12 protein-coding genes are annotated in these 16,694 nt (G+C 53.9%); 5 read left to right on the forward strand and 7 right to left on the reverse strand.

The features are described 5' to 3' along the window. The coding region (locus tag C8R21_RS06335) for an integrase core domain-containing protein (protein ID WP_146162451.1) at positions 1-537 on the forward strand (537 nt) is incomplete at its 5' end. Between the two features lie 225 nt (positions 538-762). Here C8R21_RS06335 and C8R21_RS06340 read toward each other — a convergent pair. The 5 genes from C8R21_RS06340 to C8R21_RS06360 form a co-directional block, all read right to left on the reverse strand. Then, the gene (locus C8R21_RS06340; RefSeq protein WP_107761953.1) at positions 763-1,080 is read right to left on the reverse strand and encodes a DUF190 domain-containing protein; all 318 of its coding nucleotides are present in this window, start codon (positions 1,078-1,080) and stop codon (positions 763-765) included. A 64-nt stretch (positions 1,081-1,144) separates the two neighbouring features. Continuing rightward, positions 1,145-1,531, reverse strand: a complete 387-nt coding sequence (gene crcB, locus C8R21_RS06345) for a fluoride efflux transporter CrcB (protein WP_074974521.1) — start codon at positions 1,529-1,531, stop codon at positions 1,145-1,147. 23 nt (positions 1,532-1,554) lie between these two features. Continuing rightward, a complete protein-coding gene (locus tag C8R21_RS06350; RefSeq protein ID WP_107761954.1) occupies positions 1,555-2,577 on the reverse strand; it encodes a class I fructose-bisphosphate aldolase in 1,023 nt (340 codons plus the stop codon). Positions 2,578-2,654: 77 nt separating this feature from the next. Then, positions 2,655-4,802 carry a hypothetical protein gene (locus tag C8R21_RS06355; protein WP_107761955.1) on the reverse strand — a complete coding sequence of 716 codons (2,148 nt, stop codon included), beginning with the start codon at positions 4,800-4,802 and terminating at the stop codon, positions 2,655-2,657. A 238-nt stretch (positions 4,803-5,040) separates the two neighbouring features. Beyond that, positions 5,041-7,149, reverse strand: coding sequence for a bifunctional diguanylate cyclase/phosphodiesterase (locus C8R21_RS06360; protein WP_107761956.1), 2,109 nt, complete (start codon positions 7,147-7,149; stop codon positions 5,041-5,043). A 189-nt stretch (positions 7,150-7,338) separates the two neighbouring features. On the opposite strand from C8R21_RS06360, the gene C8R21_RS06365 reads away from it, so the two are divergent. The 4 genes from C8R21_RS06365 (at position 7,339) to C8R21_RS06380 (ending at position 15,508) form a co-directional block, all read left to right on the forward strand. Further along, complete coding sequence (locus C8R21_RS06365) at positions 7,339-8,283, forward strand: histone deacetylase family protein (RefSeq protein WP_107761957.1); 945 nt, start codon at positions 7,339-7,341, stop codon at positions 8,281-8,283. A 369-nt stretch (positions 8,284-8,652) separates the two neighbouring features. Beyond that, positions 8,653-9,987: an ABC transporter substrate-binding protein gene (locus tag C8R21_RS06370; RefSeq protein ID WP_107762022.1), complete on the forward strand. Its 1,335-nt coding sequence runs from the start codon at positions 8,653-8,655 to the stop codon at positions 9,985-9,987. Beyond that, the gene (locus C8R21_RS06375) at positions 9,984-14,186 is read left to right on the forward strand and encodes a PAS domain S-box protein (protein WP_107761958.1); all 4,203 of its coding nucleotides are present in this window, start codon (positions 9,984-9,986) and stop codon (positions 14,184-14,186) included. The genes C8R21_RS06370 and C8R21_RS06375 overlap by 4 nt, the downstream gene beginning before the upstream one ends. A gap of 83 nt (positions 14,187-14,269) precedes the next feature. Further along, positions 14,270-15,508 carry an EAL domain-containing response regulator gene (locus C8R21_RS06380; protein ID WP_107761959.1) on the forward strand — a complete coding sequence of 413 codons (1,239 nt, stop codon included), beginning with the start codon at positions 14,270-14,272 and terminating at the stop codon, positions 15,506-15,508. Between the two features lie 234 nt (positions 15,509-15,742). Here the strand turns inward: C8R21_RS06380 and C8R21_RS06385 are convergent, their stop codons facing one another. Together C8R21_RS06385 and C8R21_RS06390 are read right to left on the reverse strand one after the other, a co-directional pair. Then, positions 15,743-16,114 carry a VOC family protein gene (locus C8R21_RS06385; RefSeq protein WP_107761960.1) on the reverse strand — a complete coding sequence of 124 codons (372 nt, stop codon included), beginning with the start codon at positions 16,112-16,114 and terminating at the stop codon, positions 15,743-15,745. A 29-nt stretch (positions 16,115-16,143) separates the two neighbouring features. Beyond that, positions 16,144-16,512 (reverse strand): Mth938-like domain-containing protein, encoded by a 369-nt coding sequence (locus C8R21_RS06390; RefSeq protein ID WP_074974529.1) that lies wholly within the window; start codon positions 16,510-16,512, stop codon positions 16,144-16,146. Positions 16,513-16,694 lie beyond the last annotated feature (182 nt).

The following is a 16,694-nucleotide window of genomic DNA, read 5'->3' on the forward strand; positions in this document are numbered from 1 at the left end:
ACGGAAGAAGGCAAGCTCTATCTCTTTGTTGCGATTGACCGTACCAGCAAGTTCGCCTATGCCGAGCTGCAAACACAATCGGACCGAACAGTGGCAACGGCATTCCTGTGCAGCCTGATAAAAGCTACTCCTTACAAAATACACACCATCCTGACCGACAATGGGGTGCAGTTCTGTCATCCGCCACGCTATCGCAACGGCCCGACAGCCAGATACATCACCCACATGTTCGATCTATGTTGCCGTGAGCATGGCATCGAGCACCGTACGACAAAGGTCAACCATCCCTGGACGAACGGCCAGGTCGAACGCATGAACCGGACAATCAAGGAAGCTACCGTCAAGCGCTATCGCTACAGTTCACATGACGAGCTCAAGGCGCATATGCAAACCTTCCTGATGGCCTATAACTTCGCCAGACGGCTAAAGACCCTCAAGGGTCTGACACCCTATGAACACATTTGCAAAATATGGTCTGAAGATCCAGACAGGTTTATTATTAACCCGCACCACCACACTGTGGGGCTAAACACCTAGTTCCATCCATTGCTGGGAGTTGTTAGATTCGACTCTTCTGCAGCCCTATCCTGCGCCTGTCGAAGGGCTTGGCCTGAGCCCCATTCACCTTCGATCCTTCGACAGATTCAGCTCAGGGCGAACAGAGAGAGGTCAGAATGAATGGAAAAAACGCCCGGTCAGAGCGGGAAGCACTACGCCCTAATCTGACACAACTGTTCCCCCTAAGGGCTTGGGCTTAATCTATCATTCCGGCAAAAAACCGAACTCGACCGGAAAATTGACATAAAAAAGGTCGATGTTTTCTGCTTGCAGCAGATGCATGAAACCTTCGGCTTCTTCTTTACTGAGAACAAAACTGACTTCCACGGGCAAGTCGGGCGCCAGTTCAAGAAAAGTTTCCGTATGCAATATGCCATGGCGACCAAAGCCAGCCAGGGCGCGGGTTGCGGTACCGCCATTAAAGCCGCTTTTTTTTGCGTGCTCCAGCAGCCACTCGTACAGCAGTATGCCATTATGCTCGCGGTATTCGCTTACGTAGAATTTGAGAAAGACTCCTTGCATCTCCTGCTCCGTTTGCCCCTCTCATTCCCTGTATCATTCTTTCCCGGATTTGGACAGTCCCGTTTCAATGCTGGGCCAGCCATTTGATGGTCATTATTCCCAGTATAGTCATCACGAGAGAGCCAGCAAGGTGTGAAAATATGATGACAAACGTCCAGGTATATTGTCCACGCAAGAGCAGCGTAACGGTTTCGGCTGAAAAGGTGGAGAAGGTTGTCAATCCGCCGAGAAAGCCGGTGATGGCAAACAACCTTGCCTCGGGCGGGAGAAAGCTGTTGTGATGAAAATACTCGATTGCGACGCCGATAAGATAACCTCCGGTCAGGTTGGCGGCGAGAGTACCCAGGGGAAGGGTCGGAAACAGCGGGTTTAATGTCATCCCAAACCACCAGCGTAACCAGGCGCCCAGCGCCGCACCTGCGCCTACCGCCGTTAATGCATAGACGCCCATTGCTTACACCCGTGTCCGCAAGTTCAGCTATCTTCCATCGAGCGGTTGTAAAGTCCTTCCCGCGCCAGGCCATTTAACTGGCAACGTTTGGAAAACGCGCGCTGTGCTTCAGTCACATTTTTTTCCTCTCCCTTCCAGGCAGCAAGAACCGGTTCCTGGAGCGCCCGACCATAAGAAAAGCTGAGTTGCCAGGGGCAATTTCCCCTCATGATGTTCATGGCATTCAGGTTATCGGTTGCTTCCTCGGGGTTTTGCCCGCCCGAGAGAAACACGACTCCCGGCACTGCTGTCGGGACATAACGGCGCAGGCAGCGGATTGTTGCTTCCGCAACCTGCTGAGAACTGACCTGGAGCGCGCATTTCTTTCCCGGAACGACCATATTGGGCTTGAGCAGTATCCCCTCGAACACTACGCCATGGGCATCGAGCTCCCCGAACAAAGTTTCGAGCATGGCGGAGGTGATGCTTTCGCACCGTCCGATATCGTGCGCTCCATCCATCAGAACTTCCGGTTCCACAATGGGCACGAGGCCGGCTTCCTGGCAGAGGGCTGCATAGCGAGCCAGGGCGTGACAGTTTGCCCGGATGGCATAGGCAGAAGGAAGGGATTGCTCATCGATTTCCATGACTGCCCGCCATTTGGCAAATTTTGCACCCAACTGTTTGTATTCCGCCAGCCGGTCGCGCAAGCCGTCCAAACCTTCAGTGATTTTGTTCCCAGGTTGCAGCGCCAGCGGCTTCGCACCTTTATCCACCTTAATGCCCGGTATGATTCCCCGCTCCGACAGTACCTGTGGAAACGGTATCCCGTGCTTCGAACTCTGTCGTATCGTTTCATCATACAGGATGACGCCGCTGATGTGGCGTTCGATCCCCTCGGCAGTGAAAAGTAGCTCCCGGTAGCGGCGCCGGTTTTCCTCGGTGGATTCAACGTTGATCGGAGCAAAACGTTTTTTTATGGTGGGGTTGCTTTCATCCGCTGCCAGAATCCCTTTCTGCCTGGCAACAATGGCCTCCGCCACTGACTTGAGTTCATCGATGTTCATGAGCTTTTATCCTCCTTAAACAAGCACAGATTCAGGACAAGTAGCCGGATATGCGATTTTTCACCCTCATTGCCGGATTATCGAATAGGCGGTGGTCCAAAAACACCCAGTTGCCACATGATGAGCAAGAGAATGAGGATTCCGATAGTCAAAAGATAGAATGGCCACACGGTTTTTTTATCCTCGTATGGATCCGCCAGCGAGCGGCGCGCCCCTTCCGGCAAGCGGGCGAGCTTGGTAAGTGATGTTCCAAACGGAATATTGATGCGTGCACGCGCATTGATGGCCCATCCATTTGCGTCCAGAACCGGACCGAGGTTGCGTTTTTTCAGCTTGAACCATGCGATCAGCATAGCGGGACCGGAAATCAGCAATATCAGGCCGATGATCGCAAGCGGTATCTGCCAGAATTCAAGTCCCAGTATACCCGTGACAATGGAAGCAACCACACCCCCGATTGCGCCAAGAGCCAGTCCTATTGCTGCAAATATCCCGGCGAATTTGCCTACATCGAATGGTGGCGTTGAGGGCGGAGGAGGAGTGCCGGAGGGCGTGGGGGCACCGATCCCGGCCGCCGCGGCGGTCAGTTTTTCATCTGACTCGGCGGCTTTCCGGCTAGCCATTTTTTCCAGTTGCTCATTGATGAATTTCACCAGCTTTTTGTAGGGGGACCAGAAAGCCTGACGAATGCTGATAGGGTGGTCGATGATTCGCACGATCGTGGCATCCCAATCCTGGCCTTTTCGATCATAGAAAATGCCGTTCCGCCCGACCATCAGGAAATCGGAATCGCCGGCGGTAAAAGCGGCTGCGATACTCATTTTCTCGGTGCCACCCTTACGTATACAGTCGCAATATGCCAGATAGATTCCGCTCATGCTGGCAAACTCCGCATGCTTGGCAATGTCGTCCACTGTTACGCACAGATCACAACTTCGCCCGTCGAGATACAGTGTCCCCAACTGGAAGAGCGCTCTATCCCTGCCTGTATAAAAGCTGCGGAAGGATACGAAATTATTGACCAGATTGAACAGGTCACGGTTGTAGCGCAGCAGTTTTTCCACCGAATGGATTGCCTTTACTTCTTCTTCTACCGCTTTGTCCCGGCTGATCAGCCTGTCGATCTCCTCTTTGTGCCTGCCGGTGGAAATTTCGCGCAAGCGTTCGCCTCCAAGAGGTTCGACAGAGCAGGCAGGCTTGTTTGCCTGCCAGGCTTCAAATGCCGCAAACTTGTCGCATAGCGCTTTCCATTCCGAAGCCGATAAGTTTTCTTTCTCGCCGAGTGATGGTACGACCACCAGGCCGCGGAATGCATCGATTTCTTCCTGCCAGGCAGGATTGATTCCTGCCATTAATGGCAGAGGTTTTTCCGGCTCCACGGTGGCCAGAGGAAAGCTGGCGATATCCCCGCTTTTTGCCGACAATGTTTGCGCGGCAATGCCTTTGTAGTCGTCAGCAGAGCGGCTCAAGGGCACGGCTGAGCGTATGTCATAGGCAGCCAGCCGGCAGCGCGTGAAGTAATCATCGATTTTTTCTTTGACCGTGTGGAAGGCCTCTGCCGCTGCCCGCGTTTTGTCTCCCAGGAACCGGATACCGTCGTCACTTTCGCCCCTGGCTTGCCAGGCGGAATAGCCCGCAACTTCGGCAAAGAACGCGTCGCTGATTTCCTGATCGATGCCTGGCTTCCCGCTCACATCGGTTGCTGATCCACGGCACTTCATGATGTCTTCCACGGTTGCGCGCAGTGCTGCATCGGAAATCTGGCTTGCGGTGATTACCCCATCGCCGTTGAAATCCAGTCCTGCGACAAACTTCTCGATGTCAGCCATATCGGCAAGAGAAATTTCAGGTGCATCGGGCTTTCCGAGACTGCTCAAGATGTATTGTGCCGATGCCAGCACCTGCTGCCCCTCATCGGTGCTGTTGTCAATATCGGCAAGGGCAACACTGCCGGAGCCATTGATCAGCAGATCCGGATTCCTCAGCAGCTTGCCTGTCCACGCGATCGCGGCGAGCACCTCGTTTGCATGCACACGCCCGTCATCGTCATGGTCGATCAGGTCGAGTGTTTTCGTGTCAAATTCTATGCCGCGTGTGGGGCAGCTCAACGCTACCCACAATTTCTGATCCAGGTCTTTTAATGCCAGCAGGTCGGCTCCGGTATCAATTTGTACCTGATCAAAACCGCCTGCCCGGAAAAATTTCCATTGGTGCGTGGTAGCCATTGTGTCTCCTTTATTTTTTGGTTTTATTCCCGACTACGTCCTTATACAGAATTTATAGGCATAGCATGTTTGCATTACAAGATATGTGAACGGATGGCGTTGAAACTGGAAAGCATTCCAAAGATGAAATTTGCGGCGACTGCAGGGACAACGCCGCATCCAGGGAAAGGATTACTTCACATTAGACGCTGCAAGGCCCAATGTCCCCGTCCACGACGTCATCCTTTTGAATCAAAAGCTATTTTATGGCCCTGCCGGCCATGCCGTCGAAACCCAGTTTTATCAATGCCTTTTGCTCGGCTTCACTTTGGACGCCCAGCGCGATCGCTTTCATTCCCAAGGTGTGAGCTTGCCCGCACAGATTTTTCAGGAATTTCTGGTTCGCTTTATTCTGGTTAATGCGGTGAATGAAACTATCGGTTACTTTAAGATAGCTTAGCCCGGCCCCGGCGAGACTTTGAATGCTGTCGAGATGGCGCCCGAAATCCCTGATACCAAGGTGGCAACCCAGCTGCCCGAAAATATGGCAAAAATCGCGAAAGACTTCGAACTTGCGAAAAGCGCCGTACTCCGGCACTTCGATCCAGAGTCGGCGGCACAGTTCGGGATGCGGGCGCAGCAGTGCGTCAAGCTTATTGCGAAAACGATGATTCGCGACTGTTTCAATCGATAAATCAACTGCGACCTCGCCAGCATTCGATCGCAGGAATTCCAGTGCGTGGCGCAATACTGCTACGTCAATGGGACCCGTGATGTTCAGGCGAGCGGCGATGTTGATAAAGTCGGACGCATCCAGCCAGCCGCCTTCCGCTTGAGCTTGCATGTGTGCAACGCCTTCCTGGTGCAGCACCGCACCAGTGGGATCGACAACAGGATGGAAAGCCAGCATGAAGCGGTTGGCAGTCAAAGCATCACTGAAAATGTGGCGCCAGTCGGCGATATTGAGGGAGACTGGAGAAGCCTGTCCTGATGGCCGGGCAGCGAGATGCCAGGCGTTTGCTCCGGTCTGCTCCGCCGTGGCCAGTGCTGCGTCTGCTCTGGAAAGAAGCTCGCTGAGCGTATCGCCGCGTTGATAGGGCACGGCCCCGATATGGCAGAAGTCGGTGATCCTGTCACCGTCACGCAGCGGGAGTGCTGCGAGTTTCTCAGACAATCGCCTGGCAAATTTGGCCGCATTACTGACATCAGGAGCGAGAAGCGCAAAATCCGAGCCATTCAGGCGCGCAGCGAGCGGCGGAGAAGATGCGATCTCCTCGAATTCCTCGGTGATGCCGCCAATCAGTGAACCGACCCGATGAAGCAGTTCGTTTGCGCCAGTTCTGCCGAGTTTGCGGTTGATCTCTTCCAGATTATTGATGCGTATGAGGAAAAAAATTCCACGCCTGCCTTGTATCTGTCCTGTCGCCGCATCTGCAACAGTTGCAGTTGAAGCAAGGGTCTTTCCCTCGTGCAGGACAACTTCACCATGTCCACCCATAGGGTGATATTTTCCCTCGCTGGCCTCATCCTGGGGCATGTCCTGTACTTCGCTGGCAGCCACCGGTTTCTGTTCTACTTCATGACCTTCTTCCCTGCCAATTAAAATCTGGCTAAGCTGGTTCATGAAGTACTCCCGCCTGGCTAAGCCTGTGATCGGGTCAAAGTTTATCTGCTTGTGCAAAGCTTCCAGGCGCTTGGTTTCTTCGATGCCGCGGTTATGCAGGCGTCTGATCATGTCATTCGTGGCACGCGCCAGGCTGCGCAGTTCCGGTATGCGAGGTTCTGAAATAGTGAGAAAGCGGCGTTCCATGATCTCATCGGCCTGCTCGACCATCTCCGCCAGCGGTTTGTGGATACGCTGCAATATCATCGCCCCGATCAGCACACATACGATCGATGCACCCAGAAACCAGAGCACCAGGGTTTTTGCCTGCTCCCAGAGCGCCTGATGCGCGAGCTGAGCCTGGCTGATCACCTTGATCACGCCAAAGTGCAGTAAGGCGTCCGATATCTGGGCTTGACCCGGTGTTGCACTGATTGGAAAGAGACGAGTGAACCATCCGGGAACAGTCGTTTCTATCTTGTTCTGCACGCGTTCTGTGATCAGCTTGCCATCGGCGGAGGTGATGGAAATGACCTGGTATTGGCCACTATCAAAAAATGCCGCGATTTGAAGACCGATGGTGATAGGGTCCTTGCGGAGTTGGGAAATCGAATATGCGAGAGAATTCGCGCTATCGATGTTTTTGCGGTGAAGCTGTTGCTCCAGATAGCTTCGTGTGCCAAGCAGACTTACAAAAAGGCTACCGGTAAAACTTGTGATGGTCACCAGGATAACGGCTAACCATAGTTGTCGAAAGAGAGACATTGAACGCCTTATTGTTTTAGACAGCGTCTTCAGGACAATGTCCTCCGCGGGCGCGATGACGGTTTCATCAAGGAATTATCAACCTGCGGTGGATTCCTGAGTTATGAGATTAGCACGGAGTGGACAGGGGTTCAATTTGCAGAAAACACATCCTGAGAAGCAACGAGACGACATCAAGAGAGATAACCCATGCCACCCACTTCCCATACTGCCTTCATTTCCCATCCGGATTGTCTGTTGCACGAAATGGATTTTTATCATCCTGAAAGTCCAGCACGACTGAAGGCGATCGAGGATGAGCTATCTGCTTCAGGACTGATGGAGAAGCTGAGATATTATCCGGCGCCATTGGTGACTATTGGCCAACTGGAGCGTGTGCATACACAGGAACATGTTGCAAGGTTGCAGGCAGCAGCCTCCCGCGCAGCTTCGGGAGGTTTCACGTACCTCGATCCGGATACCGCCATGAACCGCCACAGCCTGCAAGCGGCTTATCGGGCCGCAGGGGCAGCTGCCTTCGCTGCTGATCTCGTGATTGGAGGAGTGGTGGAAAATGCGTTTTGCAGTATTCGCCCTCCGGGCCACCATGCCGAACGCGACCACCCGATGGGTTTCTGCCTCTTCAACAATATTGCCGTAGCGGTTGCTCACGCGCTTGAAGCACATGCTCTGGAACGGGTCGCGGTGGTGGATTTCGACGTGCATCACGGCAATGGTACGGAAGATATCTTTCAGCACGATCCGCGCGTCATGATGGTCTCGACATTCCAGCACCCGTTCTATCCTTATAGCGGCATCGCAGGCCGTTCAGAGCGGATGGTCAATATCCCGCTGCCGGCAGGGAGCAACGGCAAGGTATTTCGGAAAGCAGTGGATGAATTCTGGCTGCCGGCGCTGGAAAGATTCGAACCGCAAATGTTGTTTGTTTCCGCTGGTTTCGATGCTCATGCCGATGATGAGCTTGCTTCTCTGAATCTGGTGGAAGACGATTATGCGTGGGTAACTGAAAAAATCAAAGAGGTTGCCCGCGTTTATGCCGGGAAACGTATCATATCGGTGCTGGAAGGCGGGTATGCGTTGGCTGCGCTGGGACGAAGCGTGGCAGCACATATAAAAGTCCTTATGGAGTGCTGACAGCTCAAAACGTGCCCCCCCAACACCTATATTCCAGGTACCTCTTTGACCCTTCCGGTTTACCTGAGAGTCCTTCCTCAAGCATATCTTGAGCCTGCCAAAGGGAATGGGGAATGTCCTGAGCCGGGCCTATCCTGAGCTCCGTTCGCACTTTACAAGCATGCCTTGAGACACCGAAGGACTCAGAGCGAACGGAGAAGAGGGATACAGGTCAAAAGGTGGAGAGTCAGGTTGAAAACAGGAAACCAAACCTTGTGTTCGATAGAATTTCCCCGAAGACGTTTCGCTATTCTCCTATCAAGTCTATGATGGAAATAGCAATGAAGGGATCAGACGCGGTATTTTCCGGCTCATACCGAGAGGGTGGCATTGAAGGGCAACCATAAACTGGGCGTTCCCCTGATTCTGTTAATCGTTCTCACGATCATGGCGGGGGTTGTATGGCAATACTTGGCCGGAAGTAAGCCGAACATCAGGATAGGTGTGCTCCACTCCCTCTCCGGGGTCCTTGCTGCAAGCGAGAAGCCGCTGGTCGATGCCATACAGTTGGCCGTTGAGGAGGCCAATGCCGCAGGAGGCATCAAGGGTCACAAAATTGAAGCGGTGGTAGCGGATTGCAGGTCAGACGCGGCTCATTGCGCGCGGGAGGCCGAACGCCTGATTCTCGAAGAGAGAGTAGAGGCGTTGTTCGGTTGCTGGACTTCTACCTGCCGGAACGCTGTGAAACCGGTTGTGGAACGGCATGATCACTTGCTGTTTTATGCGTTGCGGTATGAGGGCATGGAGCAGTCGCCAAATATTATCTATGGAGGTGCGGTACCAAACCAGTTGGTGATGCCTGCCGTGCACTGGGCCCTGGAAAATCTTGGTAACCGAAAACATGCACGTCATAGCGGCAAACGGGTCTATCTAGCAGGGTCGGATAACATTTTTTCGCGAGTCCTGAATATTCTTATCAAGGATGTTCTGGCAGCAAACGGTGGATTTGTATCGGGGGAATATTATCTGCCTCTCGGTTCCCAAGACATGGATCCTCTCGTAGAGGATATCGTGGATCAACAGCCCGATCTAATATTGAGCACGATTGCGGGCGCCTATAATGCGGGGTTCTTTCAAACGTTGAACAGGAGGGGAATCACAGCGGAGAGCATCCCGGTATTATCGTTCAGTGTTACCGAGCTCGTGCTGTCCGTACAGGACAAGATACCGATGGCGGGACACTTCGCTGCCCGGAATTATTTCCAGACCATTCCTTCGCCGGAGAATCAGGCATTCGTCCAGCGGTTCCGCGACCGCTATGGGGAGAAAGCTGTTATTGACAGCCCGGCAGAAGCCTCCTACGTCAACGTGCGCATGTGGATTCAGGCTGCCTCAGAAGCAGGCTCGGGTAATCTGGCAAAGGTACAAAGATTGATTTTGCGTCAGAGCCTTCCTGCTCCAGAGGGGATCGTGTCGCTTGATCCGATTACTCGCCACGTATGGAAAGTGGCTCGGGTTGGCAAAGTGCGGGAAGACGGACAATTCGATATCGTGTGGGATTCCACGCGCCCGCTGGAACCATCGCCGTTCCCGTCCTATCGGTCGCGTGAAGAGTGGAACGTCCTGCTGGAGGAGGTGCTGAACAAATCTCTGATGATGCAGACAACGCAGTTCATGGAAAAACCCCCGGGGCAACTCCAGAGGGCCGAAGGGTTGAAGCGATGATACGCTTTACCTCACTTACGCAGCGTTTTGCTGTCTGGTTTGTAGCCGTTTCCGTGCTGCCTATCCTGATCATTGGTTATGCTCTGTTGCGTACCTTTGAGACCGAGGCGGAAAAGGCCGCAATTCAACAGGTGTCAGCGATCGCTGACATGAAAGCGGAACAGATCGACAGCTATCTGCGCGAGCGTTTGCTGGACGCGAGGGTGATCCAGACGACCAGTACGACACGCATGGCCATGCGGGACTTCAGCCGTATATATACGAAGAGTGGAGTGGACTCTGATGCCTATCGTCAACTGGATGCATTTTATCGCGAACACTTCAAGCGCTTCGTGGAGGATGCCGGGTATTACGATCTGTTCCTCATCTCCCCCCAAGGCGAAATCGTCTACAGCCAGGCCCATGAATCAGATTTTGCGACGAGCTTGATCACGGGTCCGTATCGAAACAGCGGTTTTGCCTGGGTTGTGCGTGCTGCACTCAATATCTTGCAGAGCGGCGTCTCGGATTTCGAATACTACCCGCCCTCGAAAGGCGCAATTGCGGCCTTCATGGCATTGCCTATTATTGTTCAGGGAAAGCTGGAAGGCGTGCTGGCGCTGCAGATCTACAGTGAACGCGTGTTTGAGGTAGTGACCGACAACGTGGGACTAGGAGCAAGCGGTGAAACGGTCGTGACGCGCCTTCTCAACGATCGCACCGCATTGGTCATCGCGCCACTCAAGCATGAGCCGGATGCGGCGCTGCAATACAAGATACCTCTCGGTACTTCCCCATTTTCCATTGCGGTCCAGAGCGGATTGCATGGGGAGCGCGGGGGCGGAGTGAAAACGGACTATCGGGCCAAGGAGGTCGTGGCCGCCTGGCGCTACCTGCCGCGCATGAACTGGGGTATCGAGGTCAAGATGGATGCGGAGGAAGTGTTTGCTTTCGTTCCCCGCGTGCGCAACTACAGTTTGATAATCCTGGGGCTCACCCTGATTGCTGCCATGCTGGGTGCTTTGTTGTTCAGCCGCCGCGTGGTCACCACACTGACAAACCTCAGTCACAGCGCGCAGCACATCGCCGGCGGAAACCTAAAGCAGCGTGTTCCCGTTGCCGGATGGGATGAAATCGGTCAGCTGGCCAGCACCTTCAATACGATGACTGAGCGCCTGACCGCCAGCGATCGTCAGCGTGACGTAGCCGAAAAAGATTTGCGCCAGCTCAACCAGAACCTCGAAAACCGTGTTGCCAAACGCACAGCTGACCTGGAGCAGGCGAATGCGGTGCTTGTCAGCAAAGAAGAAGAAATGCGTTCGATCGTGGAGCACATGGTGGACTGCATCATTACGATCGACGACAAAAGCATAATACGCTCGGTCAATCCCGTTATCGAAAAACTCTTCGGTTACACCCGGGAGGAAGTAATCGGTCAACCCATTTCCATTCTGATGCCCGAACCTTTCCGCAGCGGTCATGAGGGATATGTTGAGAGATACTACCGGACCGGAAGGGGGCGGTGTGAATTCGATCACATTCTGTCGCTGGAAGTCGAGGGTGTGCATAACATCGGCATGGGCCGCGAAGTCGAAGGCCGCCACAAGAATGGTGAACTCGTCGACCTGTATGTGGCCGTGAGCGAGTATTTCGTGGGGGGGAAACGTTATTTTACCGGTGTGCTGCGCGATATCCGCGAACGCAAACGAGTCGAGCAGGCTTTGCGCAACAGCGAACAGCGCTTTCGCGCCATCGTGGATAACCTGGCTGCGATTGTTGGGGAAATGACGCCCGACGGAGTGCTCGTGGAGATCAATCGCACCGCGCTCGAGGTGGGCGGCCTGCGCAGCGAAGATGTTATAGGAAAGTGCCTGTCGGAGACCAGTTGGTTTTCCTATAAGCCGGAGGTACAGCAACAGATCCGCGAGGATATCCGGCGCGCACTGGCGGGCGAGATCGTGCGTCATGACGTCGAGATACATATCGCCAATGGCGATCTGATGACAATCGATTTCATGCTGGTGCCAGTGCGGGATGATAAAGGCAGGGTAATCAAGCTGATTCCGTCCGGCATTGACATCAGTGAGAGAATCCGGATTCTCAAGGACCTCGAACAGGCCCGGCATGATGCCGAGCAGGCCAACGAGGCAAAATCAATCTTTCTTGCGGCCATGAGCCACGAGATACGCACTCCCATGAACGGTGTGATCGGCATGGCCGACGTATTGCAGCAGACCAGCCTGAGCGGTTATCAGATGGAGATGGTCGATCTCATCCGTGAATCGGCTTTTGCCCTGCTGGAAATCATCGAGGATATCCTGGATTTTTCAAAGATCGAAGCAGGAAGACTGGAAATCGAGCAGGCGCCGATGTCCGTGGAAAAGGTTGTGGAAAAAGCATGTGCCATGCTCGAAAGCCTGGCTGCCAGGAAGGCTGTGGAACTTACCCTGTTTCTCGACCCGGCGATACCTGATGAAGTCCTCGGTGATGCACTGCGGCTGCGCCAAGTGCTCGTTAATCTTGCCAATAACGCCATCAAGTTTTCCAGTGGATTACAGGAGCCGGGTCGGGTGTCAGTGCGCGCGCTGCTTGTTGAGCGCAGCGAGGATGGGGTAACAGTGGAGTTCGATATAACCGATAATGGCATAGGCATGAACGAGGAGGTGCAATCGCGACTTTTCACCTCTTTTACTCAAGGCGATACATCAACTACCCGGCGATACGGCGGAACCGGGCTGGGTCTTGCGATTACTCATCACCTTGTTCAATTGATGGGAGGCAGTATCGGGGTGCAGAGCGCCCCGGGTGAAGGTTCGGTTTTCACTGTGCGTTTAACGTTTGACCTCATTCCTTCCTCGCACCTGGAAGATAAGGTTATCGATCTCACCGGCGTCTCCTGCCTTGTAATCGGTGCTGAAAAAGGTTTGGCGGACGATCTGGCGGTATATCTGAGATACAGCGGTGCGGCTGCAGAGCGAATGATCGATTTGCCAGCCGCGCTCAAGCGGATCGAGACGCTTCCGCCGGGCCTATGGCTGCTGGTCATGGACGCCGGACATGAAACACCCCCGCTTGAAGAATTGCGTGCTGCCTTCCGTTCCCGCCCCGACCTGGATCCTCATTTCGTAGTCCTCGAGCACGGTCATCACGAGCCTGATATTGAACCCCGCTTTGTCGTCATCCGTCGCGGGCGCAGGCGACATGAGCGTACCGAAGAGGTCGATACCGTTACGCTGGATGGCGATGTCATGCATCGTGACGCCTTCCTGCGGGCGGTCGCGCTCGCTGCCGGAAGACTGCAGGAAGAATTACCCGCGCCGCCATCAGAGGAAGTGAAGGCGGTGGAATTGCCGTCGCGAGAAAAGGCGCTAAGTGAAAGCCGCCTTATCCTTGTCGCCGAAGACAGCGAAATCAACCAGAAAGTGATCCGGCAGCAGCTTTCTCTGCTGGGTTATGCGGCGGATATTGCGAAGGATGGACGGGAGGCGCTCAATCGCTGGGAAAGCGGTAACTACGCATTGCTGCTGACAGATTTGCACATGCCGGAAATCGACGGTTATCAATTGACTGCGGCAATTCGCGTCAAAGAGGGGGAGCAAGGTGCTGCGCGCAAGCCCATTATTGCCATTACGGCCAATGCGCTCAAGGGTGAGGCTGAACATTGCCGTGCCGTGGGAATGGATGACTATTTGAGCAAGCCCGTGCAGCTCTCGCATTTGAAAGCGGTACTACAGAAGTGGTTGCCTTCCCCCGCCAGCACCGAATTGCTCGAACTGGCTCCATCAGACTCTACTGCGCCTGCACCTTCCGCCACGGCCACACCCGTTGCTCCCGCTACGCCCAGGGAAACTGCTACAACCGGCGCCCCCGCTCTATCCACAGTTGCGGCAAAACCTGTCGATGTCCGTATCCTTGAACAGCTCGTAGGTAACGACCCTGCCGTGATCAGTGAATTCCTCCAGGATTTCCGGGCGAGCGCACGAAAAACAGCAGACGAGTTGCGAGCAGCGTGCCAGGCAGGTGATGCGAAAACAGCCGGTAGTATTGCACACAAGCTTAAGTCCTCGGCTCGCTCAGTAGGCGCATTGCAATTGGGTGAGTTGTGCGCTCAAATGGAACAGGCGGGCAAGGCGGGTGACATGACCCGATTGAATGAGCTATTGCCATCTTTCGAATCGGAATCTGCTGTTGTGGATAAGTACATCCGGTCATTGGCATAATGTTGTCGTCTGACAGACAAGTTGCCTCCAGCGACGTCCGGATTCAGAAACCGGCCTGAATAATAACTGAAAAGATAAACGTTATGGTCGAACGATCGGCAGTGAAGATTCTGGTGCTTGATGACGAGTCTTTCATGCTCAAGCTGTTGAATCGCGTTTTATCCAACCTCGGATATGGCTCGATCACACTTTGTGACAGCGGGCGTGTAGCGCTGGAAAAAATAGCCAATGCAGACGCTGATACAGTACCCAATGTGATTCTGCTGGATCTCAACATGCCCGAAATGGATGGGATTGAGTTCGTGCGGCATCTCGTGGATCTTCACTATCCCGGCAGCCTTATATTGGTCAGCGGTGAGGATGAACGCATACTTCAGACGACTGAAAAACTTGTGCGCGCTCACAAGATTCCCATACTGGGTTACCTGCATAAACCAGTGACATCTGACGCTCTGGCCGCCATGCTGGGAAAGTGGGGGCCGCCTTCCGCCAGTGTCCCTGGTACAGCGAAGAAAGTCTACAGCGCGAATGAGCTTCGTACCGCCATAAAAGGGGGTGAACTGATCAACTATTATCAACCCAAAGTCGCAGTGGCGGGCGGTGAAGTGGTCGGCGTAGAGACGCTTGTAAGATGGCGTCATCCGACAGATGGAATAGTATTTCCGGATCAGTTCATTGGAGTGGCGGAAGCTTCGGGTTTGATCGATGATTTGACTCAGGCCGTATTTACTGCCGCTATGATCCAGGCGAAAGCCTGGCAGGAAGCCAGACTTTCGCTGCGGATTGCTGTCAATGTTTCCATGGATAACCTCGCGTCGATCGATTTTCTGAACTTTGTTGCGGAAGCGGCGGCAAAGGAGGGGATAGCGCCCCAAAATGTGGTGCTGGAGGTAACTGAAAGTCGACTGATGCAGGATACACGGGCGCCACTTGAGATTCTGACGCGGCTGCGGTTGAAGCGTTTCCGCCTTTCCATTGATGATTTTGGTACAGGACATTCATCACTGGCCCAGTTACGCGACATTCCCTTCGACGAACTCAAGATAGATCAAGGTTTCGTACACCGCGCATCGATGGATGAAACCCTGCGCGCAATTTACGACGCGAGCTTGTCTTTGGCTCGACAGTTGAATATGGAAGTCGTGGCGGAAGGCGTGCAGGACCGGGAGGACTGGGACCTCCTGCTCCGTACCGGGTGCGATCTTGCACAAGGAACTTTTGTTTCGCGTCCCCTGCTGCCGGAAGAGATACCGGGCTGGATAGAACTGTGGCGGGAGCGGGTTCGAAACGAACTTTTTCCGACGGAAGATATAAAGGAATAACCGGCAGAGCGGCAGGGCAGGAGCGATTTCTTCGGGAATGACGGGAGCGTTTGCAGTTTTCGAGTCTTTCACGCCATTTGCTCTGTCCTTCGGGTCCGTCTGTTCGGCCCTGGCAACAATCTCTACGCCCGCTGAAGGGGCTTTTTTACGCAAGTTGGGGGCTGTGCGAGGAGATAGCGGGATTTAGTATGAATACGAGACAGTTCGCTTTCTGGATGAGGCGGATGGATGAGTTTAGTGCATGGAATGTAATCCGATCATATTGCCCTCGGTATCGAGGACCAAGGCGATGAAACCATATTGGCCGATGGACATTTTTTCCTTGAAAAGGCGCCCCCCATGCTCGGCAGCACGAGCGGCCTCTACCGCACAGTCTTCACACTTGAAATAAACCAGGGTGCTGCTTCCGCCGGACGGGCAGCCCTCCATTTTTGCCAGTGCGCCGGCCGCGCCATAGCCTTCCTCCGACATGGGGAAGGCCCATAGTTCTATATCGGGGCTTGGTATCTGTTCGAGCTTCCCTTGCAGAACCCCTTCGTAGAACGTTTTTGCGCGTTCCATGTCCTGTACATAAATTTCAAACCAGACGACTGGATTGGATTTCATGGCGTTGCTCCTCAATGTTTATCATCCGGTTAAATCAATAGTGCAGCCGCTACCCGTCGTTCTTCCGCCGATAATATGTTGTAAGTGCGGCAGGCAGCGGCGGTATCCATCACTTCTATGCCAATGCCGGACTCGATCAGGCTTCTGGTAAGTTGCGGATGGGGAAAACGCAATGTGGCGCCGGTTCCGAAGAGGACCATTTCTGGCCGCAGCGAGAGGATGAACTGAAAGTGTTCAGTGTTGAGTTCCTCGAACGTTTTTGCCTCCCACTCCTCGATCAGGCGATCGGGCAACACGATCAGGCTATGATCGTAGCGTACGTGATTGATCATGACGTAGTCGGTTCCGTAACCGGTAAACAGGTTGTGTGCGGTAGGACCGGAAAGATGCAGTTTCACACGAGACTCCATTTGCGGCAGTTTAGCGGGTCGGGTAACATTACATCTTTTTCCCGTCGCGATAAAGGTTTTGCGCCGAATAAAGCTGAAACGACAGAATCTCTTGATTTTCAATGCCCAACACTCGCAGGCACTCCCGGTTACGTACTTCCATCTGAACCCGGCCTTGCACAGAGCCTTCG

Source organism: Nitrosospira multiformis, from assembly GCF_003050865.1.
Lineage (GTDB): Bacteria > Pseudomonadota > Gammaproteobacteria > Burkholderiales > Nitrosomonadaceae > Nitrosospira > Nitrosospira multiformis_E.

Coding starts and splice junctions, on each gene's coding strand:
- C8R21_RS06340 (WP_107761953.1), bottom strand. CDS start 1,080: ATGCAAGGAGTCTTTCTCAAATTCTACGTAAGCGAATACCGCGAGCAT.
- crcB (WP_074974521.1), bottom strand. CDS start 1,531: ATGGGCGTCTATGCATTAACGGCGGTAGGCGCAGGTGCGGCGCTGGGC.
- C8R21_RS06350 (WP_107761954.1), bottom strand. CDS start 2,577: ATGAACATCGATGAACTCAAGTCAGTGGCGGAGGCCATTGTTGCCAGG.
- C8R21_RS06355 (WP_107761955.1), bottom strand. CDS start 4,802: ATGGCTACCACGCACCAATGGAAATTTTTCCGGGCAGGCGGTTTTGAT.
- C8R21_RS06360 (WP_107761956.1), bottom strand. CDS start 7,149: ATGTCTCTCTTTCGACAACTATGGTTAGCCGTTATCCTGGTGACCATC.
- C8R21_RS06365 (WP_107761957.1), top strand. CDS start 7,339: ATGCCACCCACTTCCCATACTGCCTTCATTTCCCATCCGGATTGTCTG.
- C8R21_RS06375 (WP_107761958.1), top strand. CDS start 9,984: ATGATACGCTTTACCTCACTTACGCAGCGTTTTGCTGTCTGGTTTGTA.
- C8R21_RS06380 (WP_107761959.1), top strand. CDS start 14,270: ATGGTCGAACGATCGGCAGTGAAGATTCTGGTGCTTGATGACGAGTCT.
- C8R21_RS06385 (WP_107761960.1), bottom strand. CDS start 16,114: ATGAAATCCAATCCAGTCGTCTGGTTTGAAATTTATGTACAGGACATG.